This window comes from Halopiger thermotolerans, from assembly GCF_054654555.1.
This window is the reverse complement of the sequence record NZ_BAAIEU010000004.1, coordinates 924,012-936,551: the sequence shown is the minus strand read 5'-3', so window position 1 is coordinate 936,551 and position 12,540 is coordinate 924,012. Positions and strand designations below refer to the sequence as shown.

Sequence of the window (12,540 nt, the reverse complement as noted above, 5' to 3'; positions counted from 1 at the left end):
GGCGATCGAACGCGAACGGCCGAGCCGCTCAGTCGTCGACCACCAGTAGTTCGTTGTTCGGTTCGTCGTCCTCCCAGTTGGAATCGGCCGGCGGCTGGATCGTGAACTCGATCGTGCCGGTCGACTGGTCGGGGGCGAGGGACAGGTCGCCGTCGCTGTCGAAATCGAACTCGACCTCGTTGTCGTCGCCCGTCTCCGCCGATAACGCGCCGTCCATCCGCGCCGTGCCGGCCTGCGCGACGACGACCGCGTCGGTCACCTCGTTGCCGTCCTCGTCGACGACGGAGATGCTCACGTCGTCGTCGTCATCGGCGATCGTCGCGTCGTCGAACCGGACGTCGACTTCGGTGTCCGTCTGGAAGCCGTCGATGCCGCCGAGGATCTGGAGCATGATCCCCAGCGAGACGACGCCGATGATGAGCGCGATCACGAGTCTGATCGGCAACCCCTCGATCGCGCGATCGTCGTCGGCGAACGAGCGCCTCGAGCCGACGGAGATCGATACGGTCGGTGACGGTGACTCTCGTCCTGAAGCCATACCGCCGTTGGTCGCCCCTTCGTACGTAAACTCCGGGTCGCGGGTTCAAGTAGGAAGCCGAACGAACGGTCGCCATGAGTTTCGTCATCGGACGGGGGAGCGACGCCGAGACGGTACAGGCGGGCAAGGTCGGAACCTACCGCGCGCTGGACGGCAGCGACGGCGCCGACCTGTACGTCGACCTCGACGGTCCGCACGCGATGTTGGTCGTGGGCAAGCGCGGCTACGGGAAGTCCTACACCCTCGGCGTCCTCGCGGAGGAACTCGCGCGGGCGTCGGGCGTCGCGCCGGTGATCGTCGATCCGATGGGCGCCTTCGCGACGCTCGCCGACGGGTCGACGGATGCGCCGGTCCCAGTCGAGGTCGTCGCCGAACCGACCGTCGCAGCCGACGCGCTCGACCCCCGATCGTGGTGTGCGCTGCTCGGCCTCTCGCCCGAGAGCGGCGCGGGAAGCCTCGTCTGGCGGGCCGCCCGGGAATCGGCGACGCTCGAGGGGATGCGCGAGCGCGTCGCGGCGACGGACGCGCCGGGGGCCGACAAGCGGGCCGCGACCAACCACATCGCGCTCGCGGAGTCGTGGGGTGCGTTCGACCCCGACGGGCTCGACGCAGCGGAACTCGCCGGCGCCGAGGTCACTGTGGTTGACGTCTCCGGGCTCGACATGGCGCCGATGAACGCGGTCTGTCGCGCCGTCGCGGAGGCGCTGTACCGCGCGCGGATCGACGAGACGATCGACCGGCTGCCGTGGCTTTTGCTCGACGAGGCCCACGCGTTCTTCGCCGGCGTCGCGGCGGACGCCCTCCATACGGTACTCACGCGCGGGCGCGCCCCGGGCGTCAGCCTCGTCCTCGCCACCCAGCGGCCGAGTTCGCTCTCGGAGACCGCGATCTCCCAGTCCGACGTGCTGGTCGCCCACCGGCTGACGGCGGAGAGCGACCTGGAAGCGCTCGAGGCCGCCCAGCCGACGTACGTCCGCGAGTCGCTCGCCGACCGGCTGCCGACGGACCCGGGGAGCGTCGTCGTGATCGACGACGCGACGGAGACGATCCACGCTGCACGGATTCGCCGCCGGCACACCCCGCACGGCGGCGGCAGTCCGAGAGCGCGCGAGGTCGCCGATCGGCCGTAAGCCGCGTCGATCCGAATCGTGTGCGGATTCGGGCCCGGGTCTGAGTTTAAATCCGATCCCGCAGCAACCCCCGCCATGACCGATCTCGATCGACTCGAGCAGCGGCTGTCGGCCGTCGAGCGCGTTGTCGTCGACGGTGACGCGACGTTGGACGAACTCGCAGACGTAGCGGCGATCGCGGAGACCGTCGCCGACCTCGAGACGCGCGTCGACGAGCACGAGCGACGGCTCGCGGACCTCGAGGCGGCGGTCCAGTCGCTCGAGGGGTACGTCGGCAACGTCGAATCGATCACCGACGACGTCGAGCGCCAGGCCGCGTCGGCGGTCGCGACGGTCGACCGACTCGAGCGGCGGGTCGACCGGCTCGAGGTCGAACTCGGCGACGTCCGGGGCGGCGTCCTCGCGAGGACGGACGAAACGGTGGTGGAAGACGCTCGTTCCGATACGGACGCCGGGGCTGACGAGGTCGAATCCGAGTCCGGGTTTGAGTTCAACGATGCGGCAAAACGGAGGACCGAAGGAGCGGACGAACCGACCAGGTGCCCGTCGCTCGAGGCTACTACCGAATCCGACGACGACGAAAGCCGAAGCGATACTGCGACGGCCCGAACGCCGGAGGAGACGGCGACGGACATCGTCGCGGGAGCGGACGACCCGGGATCGCTCGGGGACGAGACGGGGACGGGGGCAGGGACGGCGAAAAGCGATCGGACGACGGAGGCCGACGACGAGGTCGGTGGGGATGCCGCCGAATCGGGACTGCTCGCGTCGGTTCGCGCTTGGTTCCCATGATCCGATACGTGGTCGCGGTCCTCCTGACGCTCGCGATTCTGGGGCTGGCCGGACTCGCGATCGACGACGCCGCCGGCGAGACGACTGAACGCGAACTGCGAAGCGAGCTCGCGGCCCTCGAAGCGGCGGCGATCGACCTCGAGACGACCGAGGAACTCTCTCCCGCTGGGCATTCGAACCCGCAGCGGGTGGTCGAGTTTTCGGTCCCGACGGACTCCCTGACTCGAGCGGGCGTCGACCGCCTCGAGATCGAACCGGTCGCCGACGACGCCAGCGTCGCGCGGTACGTACTGACTGACGGAACGCGCGGGCGAACGATCCTCGAGAGTCGCATCGTCTACCGCGATCCGGCGGCGGATCGGACGACCGAAATCGGATGGAGCGGCACGAGGGACGTCCGACTCGTGCTCCGACCGGACGCCGACGGCCGGCCGGTCGTCGTTGCGACGCTGCCCCACTCGCGATGATGTAGCCGCCCGACTCCGGAGATGGCCACCTCGCGCGACGGACCCCCTCCCGATGTCCGAGTTTAAACCGGAACGCGAGCCAGCTAGCCTATGCCATCGAACGAGGCCGCGGCCGACGGCGAGCGGACGGGCGTCGTGCCGACGCTGCTCGCCGGAATCGGCCTCGGGGCCCTCTTTGACTTTGCCGACCGATCGACCGAGAACGGCGACTGCGATTGCGAACTCGCGTTCGAGGACCGCACGCTCATCGTCGACGCGTCGGCCTGTGACGGGACGCTCGCCGAGGCGCCGTCGTGTCGCCGGGCGGTCGTCGCCGCACTGGCCGAGCGCGACGCGGACGCCATCGTCGTTCGCTCGAACGGCCTCCGGTACCGCTACGACGCGCGGGCGACGGCGCTGCTCGGCGCCGCCGGCCGATTCGTCGAACTGCTGGGCTCGCGCGACGACGGACTGGCGCGGGACGTCGCGCGCGATCCGCTCGGGGCGACGCCGACCCTCGAGACGCGCGTCGATGCGATCGGCGACGTCGCCCTCGAGTCGGGGCTGCTCGAGGCCGTCTCGGACGTCGAGGCGTACGAGGACGCGTTCTCGCCGCGAGTCGGCCTCGAGATCGCGTACTACTACGTCGAGCGGACGGTCGACGACGAGTCACGGGCTCGGCTCACCGACGTCAGGGAACTCCCGACCGGGAGCACGGCGCGGGTCTACGAGCGCGCGGATCGACTGCCGCTGTACGCGCTCGACGTCGTCGACCTCTCGCTGTCGCTGGCCGACCGAAAACTGCTCAGCAACGGCTACGAGGCGATCGCCGAGGGGTGGGTCGACGGCGACCGGGCGCCGTCTCGAGCCGTCGACCTCGTTGCGGACGCGGACGAGCACGTCGATCCGACGCTAACGACCATCCTCGAGAAGCACACCGACGGCTACGGCGTGCTCGAGGACCTGTTCGCCGATCCGGCGGTCACCGACGTCTACGCCACGTCGCCGGTGACGGCGAACCCGCTGCGGGTCGAGTGCGACGGGGTCGCGATGGAGACCAACGTCCACCTCACCGAGACCGGCGCGGAGGCGCTGGCCTCGCGCATCCGGCGGACCAGCGGCCGGGCGTTCTCGCGGGCGAAGCCGACGATCGACGCGACGGCCGCACTTGCGAACGGTCGCGGGCTCCGCATCGCGGGCGTCACGGATCCGGTCGCGGACGGCACCGGCTTCGCGTTCCGCGAGCGGGCCGACGACCGGTTCACGCTGCCGGCGCTGGTCGCCAACGGGACGGTGCCGCCGGCCGTCGCCGGCTTTCTCTCGGTCGCGATCGAGCGCAACGCCGCGGCGCTGATCGCCGGCACCCGCGGCGCGGGGAAGACGACGCTGCTTGGAACGCTGCTCTACGAGGTGACGCCGGACACCCGGACGGTGCTCATCGAGGACACGCCGGAGCTCCCGGTCGCCGCGCTGCAGTCGGTCGGGCGCGACGTGCAGGCGCTCCGGACCGGCACCGGCAACGGCCCCGAAATCTCGCCGGCGGACGCGTTGCGGACGGCCCTGCGACTGGGCGATGGCGCACTGGTCGTCGGCGAGATCCGCGGCGAAGAAGCCCGGGTGCTCTACGAGGCGATGCGCGTCGGCGCGAACGCCAACGCGGTCCTGGGGACCATCCACGGCGACGGGGCGCCGGCCGTGTACGAGCGAGTCGTCTCCGATCTGGACGTCGAACCGTCGTCGTTCGCCGCGACGGACCTCGTCGTCACGGTCCAGTCGTACCGAACCGCCGACGGGCGCAGTCGTCGGGTCGCTCGCGTCGAAGAAGTGCTGGGCGACGGCGGGGACGTCCGATTCGAGCCGCTGTACGAACTCGAGGGCAGGGAGGCGGCGCCGACCGGGCGGATCGACCGGGGAGAGAGCCGGTTCGTCAACGCGATCGCCGGGCCGACCGAAGCCTACGCCGACGTCAGGGCGGCGATCGCCGACCGGACCGACGCGATGCAAGCGCTCGCGGAGGACGGCCGAACGTCGCCGGCAGACGTGGCAGCGGCGTACGCGGACAGGGGGTGAGTCGCGGTGGGAGACGTAGAACCCGCGCTCGTTCGCGGCCTCGCCAGACTGTACCCGTACCCGGTCTCGGCGAGCGACGAGCTTCGGGATTCCGTTCGATTCGTCGAACCGCCGTACGACCCCGAGACGGTCGTCAGGGCCGGCTACGGTGCCGGGCTGCTTGCCGCGCTCGTCCCGCTACCGCTGTTGCTCTACGGCGTTCCGTTGCCGTTCGTCGGTTTTTTCGTCTTGACGGCGTCGCTCGCGTCGATCCACGCCGTTCACTCGTGGCCGCACCTGGCGGCCGCGTTTCGGCGAACGGAGGCGCTCGGCGACACGCCGACGCTCGTCGGACGTGCGGTCCTGCGGATGCAGATCCAGCCCTCGCTCGAGAACGCGGTCCGGTTCGCCGCGCGGACTGGCGAGGGGCCGCTCGCCCGGAGCCTCGCCGCCCACGTGACCCGTTCGAAGGGGACTCCGCGGGCCGGCCTGCTTTCGTTCGCCGAGGAGTGGGCGCCCCACTTCCCGGCGCTGCGGCGCTCGTCGACGCTGCTGGCGACCGCCCAAGACGCCCCCAAGGGGGAGCGCGGCCGCACGCTCGAGCGAGCGCTCTCGGCGATCCTCGACGGGACGCGGAGCAGGATGGCCGAGTTCACGGCCGCGATCAGGGCGCCGACGACGATGCTGTTCGCCTTCGGCATTCTGCTCCCGCTGGCGCTGATCGCGCTCGTCCCGGCGGCGCCGATGGCGGGCGTTTCGCTCAACATCTGGATGTTCGTGCTCCTGTACGACATCGTGCTACCGCTGTGTTTGCTCGGTGCCGCGATCTGGCTGCTCGTTCGCCGTCCCGTCGCCTTTCCGCCGCCGGAGATCGATCGCTCCCATCCTGACCTCCGCGATCGACTGTGGCTGCGAGCTGGCTGGGGACTGCTCGCTTCCGGGGTAACCTACGCCATTATCGAGGCGGTTGGACCCGCATACCTCGCCGAAATTGCGGCGGTCGGAATCGGCCTCGGCGTCGCCCTGCTGGCGGTCTACGGGCCCATTCTCGAGCTCCGAAATCACGTGCGCGACGTCGAAGCAAATCTGACCGACGCCCTCTACATCATCGGCCGGCAGGTCGCGGAGGGCGAGTCCGTCGAGGCGGCCATCGAACTCGCCGCCGACCGCGTCGCCGACGAGACCGGCGAGATGCTCGCGCACGCGGCCGGCGTCCAGCGTCGCCTGCACACGAGCGTCGAGGAGGCATTCCTCGGCGACTACGGCGCGCTCCGGGACGTACCCAGCCAGCGGGCCCGCAGCATGGCGGCGCTGCTCGCCATCGCCGGCGACGAGGGGAAGCCGGCCGGCCGCGCGATCGTCGCGATGGCCGACCACCTCGAGGAGCTCGAGGACGTCGAAGCGGAGACGAAACGCGAACTCGTGCGCGTGACGAGCACGCTCGACAACACGGCGGCGTACTTCGGGCCGATAGTCGGCGGGGCGACCGTCGGGATGGCGGGGATGCTCTCGGTCGAGAACTTCGACGCTGTGGGGATGAGCGACGCGACGACGCTGGCGACCGATCAGTTGGGCGTCGTCGTGGCCGTCTATCTGCTCCTGCTGGCCGCCATTCTGACGCCGCTGTCGTACGCGCTCCGGTTCGGGATGGACCGGACGCTGTTCGGCTACCACGTCGGGCGGACGCTCGTCTCCTCGATGGCGCTGTTCGTGCTGACGGTGGCGCTGATCGACGCCGTCTTGGTCGCGCCGCTGTAACCGTCCTCTCCTTTATATACCGAAGCGCGGCCAACGACGGCATGGATTTCGAGACGCCCGCTGACGCGTGGTACACCTACGTCGCGGTTTCGATCGTCAGCGTCGCGCTCGCGGGACTCGCGGTCGGGATCGCACCGGGCCCGACGCCCGACGCGGACCGAGCGGCCGACGCGATCGAAGCGGCCACCGGCAGCGAGTACGCCGCCAGTGCGACCTACGAGCACGACGCCGACCGTACGACGATCAACCGTCAGACGATCACCATGGCGAACGAGCATGGGACTGCCCATGCGACCTTCGCGTATGGCGCCGTCGTCCCGGTTAACGGCCACGAGCGACTCGAGAACCTCACGGACGGTCGGTCGTTCGACAACGAGTACGACGCGGCGCTCGAGGACCCGCAGACCGACGCCGCCGCCGAATTCTTCGCGGACGTGGCGGCCGCCGAGGCTGACAACGCCGGCGAGTCGCTTCGGACCGACGGCGAACTCGTCGCCCGGACGGTTGCCGTCGAGGCCGACGACGCGGTCGGGATCCAGGCGCGTACGACCGACGCGACGGACTTCGAGGCGGACCTCGCGGACGAAAGCGACGCGCTCGACGCCGACGACGTCGCTGTCCCGAAGGAACTGCGGCTCAGGACGACCGGCGACCGGGACGAGCCCCTCGAGCGCGTTGCCGTCGACGTCGAGGGCCGCGAACTGGTCGAGACGGTCGACCTCGAGGACTCCGAGGGCTGGTTCCGCGACGGCGTGACGTCGCTGACGTGCTCCGGACTCGGCGTCTGGTGCGACGACCCGCCCGACGTCACGACCGAAGCGAGCGCGGACGTCCGCTTCGAGTCGTTCGACGCCGGCGGCGAGACGATCCGGTTCGTCGAGTCGGACCTCGAGGACGTGGCCGACAGCGACGCGGACGAGGTCACCGTCTGGGCGGGGACGTACGACCTCGAGGTCAGCGTCTCCGGCCCCGAGTTCGACGACTGTCGGGCCGATATCGAACGGACCGGGGAGTGGGTGACGATCTGCGGTCCGGAGACGACCCTCGAGGCGTTCGACGATCCCTACTGGCACGAGACCCGCGACGGTGTTCACTATGTCACGCTCGTCAGCGTCTAGGGCCCAGACCGAACCGATCGCGGCGATCGTCGCGGTCGCGATGGTGGTGATCGGGCTCGGACTGTACGCGGTCGCGGTCCAGCCGCTCCGCTCCGGCGCCGGCGACCGAACGACCGCCGAGCGGACGATCGACCTCGTCTGGGACGATATTCAGGACGACGGGGTGTTCTATGCGCACGCCGGTACCGGCGCCGATGCCGACCCGGCGACGCTCGTCTCGAGCGACTCGCTCCCGGCGGGTTCGACCGTCTCCGTCACGGTAACCGTAATCGACGGCGATGGCGAGCGAACGATCGCCGCGGCGGCGTTCCCGGCCGGCTACCCCGACGCGACCGATTCGGCCGACGTTCGCGACCTCGAGCGCACCCTCGCCGACGACGGCCCGCCGGCCGACGCGTCCGTCGCGACCCGGTCGATTCCAGTCGCCGTGACCAACGGTGCCGACGTTCGCTCCGGAACGCTGGAGGTGCAGGTATGGTAACGGGAGCCAGCGCCGGCGCCAACGCCGACGAGCGCGCGATTTCGACGGTCATGGACATCTCGCTGGCGCTACTGCTCATCAGCGCGAGCGTGGTCGCCGTCGGGCTCTATCTCCACGAGGACGGAGAGCAGAAGCCGAGCGACGGCCAGCGCGCCGATCGAGCGCTCGAGACGCTGTCCGGGACGACGATCACGATCACCTACGATCTCGGCGCCGAGAACGAGTCCGGCGTCGCCGCGACCGACAGCGAGTACTACGACCGCCCCTCGCGGCTCGAGTCCGACGCCGGCGACGCTGATCGCGACGAAATCATGACGTACGGCTCGGCGACCGAGCTGCTCGGGGAAGCGGCGCTGACGAACGTTCGGATCGACGGCACCGAACTGTTCGCGTACGGGCACGACGTCGAACGGTCGGTCGAGGCGGCGACGCAGGGACGCCTCGCCGGCGGGGAGCGGTCGGTCTACGCGATCGCGACCTGGAAACCGTACGACGGTGCCGGGATCGCCGGCACGGCGACCGTCGGCGAGCGGCCGCCGCGGTCGGCCGACGTCTCGAGTGCGACGACGACGGTCTCGAGTCCCGTTCCGGCGGTCGACGCCGAGACGCTGGCCGACGCGTTTCTCGAGGGCGAGACGGGAACGACCGAGCGAAGCGGCATCGAGGACGGCTTCGACACCGTCGGCGAGGAGATCGCGGGGGTGATCGTGGACGGCTACTTCCCGCCCCGAGAGACCCAGTACGCACTCGAGTCGACGCTGCCGGAGCACGCGGTGACGGTGTACGACTACCGGCGAACGGCTGCGACCGTCGGCGTCGACGTCGACGACCACGTCACGGGCGAAACGCCCAGCGCGACGGCGGCGAATGCGGCGCTTCGCGGCGATGCAGGCGACGCCGACGGGCTCGCCGCCGCGATCGCGGCGGACATGCGTACCAGCCGAGCAGGGGCGGAGATCCGAGAGACGTACGCGGCCTACGGCGACGACCCGACGCCTCACGAACGGGCGGAGCGGCGACGCGCTCTCGAGTCGACGTTCGACGAGGTCGTCTCGACGGAACCGATCGAAATCACGGTGCAAACGTACGAATGAGCGGCAACGATAGATCCACTCCGACGGTATCGATCGCAGACGACGACCGCGCGCGGGTTCCGTTCGCGATGATCGCGGTCCTCCTGCTCGTCGCGAGCATCGGCGCGATCGCGACGCTCGAGCGGCGCACGGCGCCGACGGTCGAACGGGACGCCGACCTGCTCGTCGAACGGACGACAGCGGCGACCCAGAGCGAATTTCGAACGGCAGTCCTCGAGGCGACAGCTCGCGCAGGTGCGGCCCCAATCAATACGACGGCGGGTAGCGAGGTCGATGCGATCGCGTCCGCACCGGATCAGACGACGGCTTTCAGACGGTACGTCAAACTCCTCGTCTACCTCGAGGCCGTCGAGCGGCTGCCGGCGGCGGGGCAGTCGCTCGGCGCTGGTTCCGAATCGGCGGTCTCGGTGCCGCCAGTTACGGCCGAGCCGGACGACGGCGCAATCGGACCGAGCGACGCAATCGACAAGGTCGACCTCGAGATCGGCGCCTTCGACGACGGCGTCGATCGGGGGACGATCCGGGCGACGATTCACGGCGTCCAACTAAACGCGACCGTCGACGGCGATTCGATTCCGTCGGAGACGCGGTCGATCAGCACTACCGTCGGCTCGCCGGTGTTCGAACTGCACGAGCGGATGACCGAGTACGAACGGGAACTCAACCGGGGCTTTTTCGAACCGAACGGCTCACCGGATCCGACGAGCCTCGACGGTCTCGGCCAGGAACTCGCCGCTCGACTGTATCCGATCGCGTACACGAAAGCGGGGTGGAACCGGTTCGGCAACGCGACGAAGCGACCCGCGGACCACGATTTCGAGCAGGGCATCGGGACTGACCACGCCGAGGTCCTGACGAATCACGCCATCTTCTCGGTGCAGGAGGACGTGTTCGGAACTCGCGACCCCTACGCCGATCGGACGATGCGGCCGCAGTACACCTGCATGGGGCTGGACTTCGCGGAGACGATCGGCGATATCGATACGGAGGTCGACGCGGGCGGCATCGTTCCGAACGGCAGTACCGCGTTTTCGGCGGGGCTCGAGGAACGGGGACGGGCCGGCGACGGTGCCACCGAGTCGCGCAACGGGACCGACGACGGGACGGGGCCGGCCAACGGGACGATCGATCTCAAGCGGTCGCTGTGCGAGGAGGGCGGCCTGATCAACGACTGGGTCTTCGGCGACGAATCGACCGGCGAACTCCCCGAGGTACCGCCGCTTTCCGAACTGGTACAGGGCGGCCTCGGGAGCATGGCGGCGGCCAACCAGAAGGTCGACATTCCCGTCGCCGATCTCGCCCGCGCCACGTACCTCGAGTACCACGCTGAACGGTACGAGGATCCGGTCGCGTACCTCGAGAACGAGTCGGACGCGATGGTTCGGCGAATCGAGAAGGAAGGCGGCGGCCTCCCGGAGGAGTTCGATGGCCTCGATCTCGGTACCGGCGAGGAGTACGATCGAAGCATAGCCGACATCCGCGACGAACTCTACGAGATCGACGTGCGCACCGACGTCTCCGCCTCGGCCGGATCGCTCCCGACGCCGCCGTCGGCCGGGAGCGAGTACGTCCGCGACCGGAGCGCCGACGCCGAACGGGTGATCGACGTCACGATCGATGAGATCGATCACACGGCGATACGCGACGGCGACGGCTACGAGCGGCCGATCCACGAACTCTCCGCGGCGGCGACCGTCGACGTGACGGTCGTCCACGGCTGGGAGGCCAAAAACGAGACGCGAACCAGTCCGAACCGCACGACCACGTCCGCGACCGACGAGGTCGACGTCGCGCTCGAGTTGACGATCGACGGCGAGTACGGCTTCGACGCCGGCGGGGAGTACTACGCGCGACCCGACGAGTTCCGCGTCGCGCCGGCGCCGATCGAGACCGACTACGGCTCGGCCGCAGCCGCCACGTTCGACGACGGATTCGAAACCGCGCTCGTCGAGGTTACGACGGCGGACCGCTACGCGACCGCGGAGCGCGAGCTCGAGCGGGAACTCGAACGGTCTCTCAGCGGGAGCGATCCCGACTCGCTTCGCCGCGCGGCCGTCGGGGCGATCCGCGAGAAACGGAGCGCGACGCTCGAGTCGGACGCCGTCATTCCAGGCGAGCGACGCGAACTCACCCACCGTCTGACCGACGAACTCGAGCAAGTCCACCGGAACTTCACGACGGAGTGGGAACGGGACCCGCTCCGTGTCGAGATCAGCAGCCTCACGGACGGCAAGACGCCGCCACAGCTGGCGAAAGAAGACATCAAGGAACGGTTCGAAGACAAATACGTCGACGACGGCCCGTACGAGACGCCCGAGGACCGCGCGCGAGCGCAGGTCCGCAGGGCGTACTTCGATCGCCTCTACTACTGGCTCGACCTGTTCGACGAGAAGTACGACGAACAACTCGACGCCACCGAGGACGAACTCGACACAATCGGCGAAGATGGCGGCCTCGAGCACGTCGATCAAGCGCTCAGTTTCGTGCAGGGGTTCGCGAACGCCGATTTCGAACCCGATCCCGTCTCGCTCGAGGGATCGCCGGTCCACGACGACGCCCAGTACGAGGTGTCGGGGTCGCCGACGTATCTCGCGACGGCGTCGATCAACCGCACGCAAGAGTCAGCCGTTCGGGCGGCGAACGCGACCGTACTGGACACGGAGTCCGATGTCCACCACGATCCGCTCTCGATTCAGACGGACAACCGCGTCGCCTGGCCGGGGCTGCCGCTCGTCTTCCCAATGCCGAGTAAATGGTACGCGACGCTCAACGCCTGGTCCGTCACCGCCAAGGGCGAGTACGCTCGTCTCGAGGTCAGTTCGACGATCGGCGATCCGGCGGACAGTAGCCGATTGACGTACGTCGCGGAGGAGAGTCCGGTCGAGGTCGAACTTTCGGACGGCGAGACGGTTCAAGTGGGTCAGAACGAAGCGGTCGACTTCGAGACGAAGACGGAAGTGATCGTGGTGATGCCCGGTGCTGTTGTACAGAAGGGTGGACCGATTCCGGCTGTCGCAGATGGAAGATATATTCGTGAGGGAACGACCTACTGCGCCGAAACTTGGAAAACAGTTGGACCAAACGCTGGTTCAGATACACGCCATTGTTTAGATGTACGTTCTAACTGACGGATA

10 protein-coding genes are annotated in these 12,540 nt (G+C 69.1%); 9 read left to right on the top strand and 1 reads right to left on the bottom strand.

Annotated elements, in window-relative coordinates; genetic code table 11:
- Nucleotides 1–28 precede the first annotated feature (28 nt).
- On the bottom strand, nt 29–538 hold the full coding sequence (locus ACYQ26_RS12350) for a DUF7382 domain-containing protein (RefSeq protein ID WP_459809200.1): 510 nt from the start codon (nt 536–538) through the stop codon (nt 29–31).
- A gap of 74 nt (nt 539–612) precedes the next feature.
- On the opposite strand from ACYQ26_RS12350, the gene ACYQ26_RS12345 reads away from it, so the two are divergent.
- From ACYQ26_RS12345 to ACYQ26_RS12305, 9 genes are all read left to right on the top strand, one after another.
- Nucleotides 613–1,668, top strand: coding sequence for an ATP-binding protein (locus ACYQ26_RS12345; RefSeq protein ID WP_459809199.1), 1,056 nt, complete (start codon nt 613–615; stop codon nt 1,666–1,668).
- 75 nt (nt 1,669–1,743) lie between these two features.
- The gene (locus ACYQ26_RS12340; RefSeq protein WP_459809198.1) at nt 1,744–2,460 is read left to right on the top strand and encodes a DUF7310 family coiled-coil domain-containing protein; all 717 of its coding nucleotides are present in this window, start codon (nt 1,744–1,746) and stop codon (nt 2,458–2,460) included.
- A complete protein-coding gene (locus ACYQ26_RS12335) occupies nt 2,457–2,927 on the top strand; it encodes a DUF7311 family protein (RefSeq protein WP_459809197.1) in 471 nt (156 codons plus the stop codon). Before ACYQ26_RS12340 ends, ACYQ26_RS12335 begins: the two co-directional genes overlap by 4 nt.
- Nucleotides 2,928–3,017: 90 nt before the next feature.
- A complete protein-coding gene (locus ACYQ26_RS12330; RefSeq protein ID WP_459809196.1) occupies nt 3,018–4,976 on the top strand; it encodes an ATPase, T2SS/T4P/T4SS family in 1,959 nt (652 codons plus the stop codon).
- A 6-nt stretch (nt 4,977–4,982) separates the two neighbouring features.
- Nucleotides 4,983–6,713 carry a type II secretion system F family protein gene (locus ACYQ26_RS12325; RefSeq protein WP_459809195.1) on the top strand — a complete coding sequence of 577 codons (1,731 nt, stop codon included), beginning with the start codon at nt 4,983–4,985 and terminating at the stop codon, nt 6,711–6,713.
- A 41-nt stretch (nt 6,714–6,754) separates the two neighbouring features.
- Entirely contained in the window at nt 6,755–7,831 is a 1,077-nt protein-coding gene (locus ACYQ26_RS12320; RefSeq protein WP_459809194.1) for a DUF7283 family protein, read from the top strand.
- The gene (locus ACYQ26_RS12315) at nt 7,809–8,312 is read left to right on the top strand and encodes a DUF7285 family protein (protein ID WP_459809193.1); all 504 of its coding nucleotides are present in this window, start codon (nt 7,809–7,811) and stop codon (nt 8,310–8,312) included. The genes ACYQ26_RS12320 and ACYQ26_RS12315 overlap by 23 nt, the downstream gene beginning before the upstream one ends.
- The gene (locus ACYQ26_RS12310) at nt 8,306–9,406 is read left to right on the top strand and encodes a DUF7284 family protein (RefSeq protein WP_459809192.1); all 1,101 of its coding nucleotides are present in this window, start codon (nt 8,306–8,308) and stop codon (nt 9,404–9,406) included. The genes ACYQ26_RS12315 and ACYQ26_RS12310 overlap by 7 nt, the downstream gene beginning before the upstream one ends.
- Entirely contained in the window at nt 9,403–12,534 is a 3,132-nt protein-coding gene (locus ACYQ26_RS12305; RefSeq protein ID WP_459809191.1) for a DUF7286 family protein, read from the top strand. Before ACYQ26_RS12310 ends, ACYQ26_RS12305 begins: the two co-directional genes overlap by 4 nt.
- The last annotated feature ends 6 nt before the right edge of the window (nt 12,535–12,540 follow it).

Bases quoted from the DNA above. Each gene is read 5' to 3' on its own strand.
- ACYQ26_RS12350 (WP_459809200.1), bottom strand. From the start codon at position 538: ATGGCTTCAGGACGAGAGTCACCGTCACCGACCGTATCGATCTCCGTC.
- ACYQ26_RS12345 (WP_459809199.1), top strand. From the start codon at position 613: ATGAGTTTCGTCATCGGACGGGGGAGCGACGCCGAGACGGTACAGGCG.
- ACYQ26_RS12340 (WP_459809198.1), top strand. From the start codon at position 1,744: ATGACCGATCTCGATCGACTCGAGCAGCGGCTGTCGGCCGTCGAGCGC.
- ACYQ26_RS12335 (WP_459809197.1), top strand. From the start codon at position 2,457: ATGATCCGATACGTGGTCGCGGTCCTCCTGACGCTCGCGATTCTGGGG.
- ACYQ26_RS12330 (WP_459809196.1), top strand. From the start codon at position 3,018: ATGCCATCGAACGAGGCCGCGGCCGACGGCGAGCGGACGGGCGTCGTG.
- ACYQ26_RS12320 (WP_459809194.1), top strand. From the start codon at position 6,755: ATGGATTTCGAGACGCCCGCTGACGCGTGGTACACCTACGTCGCGGTT.
- ACYQ26_RS12315 (WP_459809193.1), top strand. From the start codon at position 7,809: ATGTCACGCTCGTCAGCGTCTAGGGCCCAGACCGAACCGATCGCGGCG.
- ACYQ26_RS12310 (WP_459809192.1), top strand. From the start codon at position 8,306: ATGGTAACGGGAGCCAGCGCCGGCGCCAACGCCGACGAGCGCGCGATT.
- ACYQ26_RS12305 (WP_459809191.1), top strand. From the start codon at position 9,403: ATGAGCGGCAACGATAGATCCACTCCGACGGTATCGATCGCAGACGAC.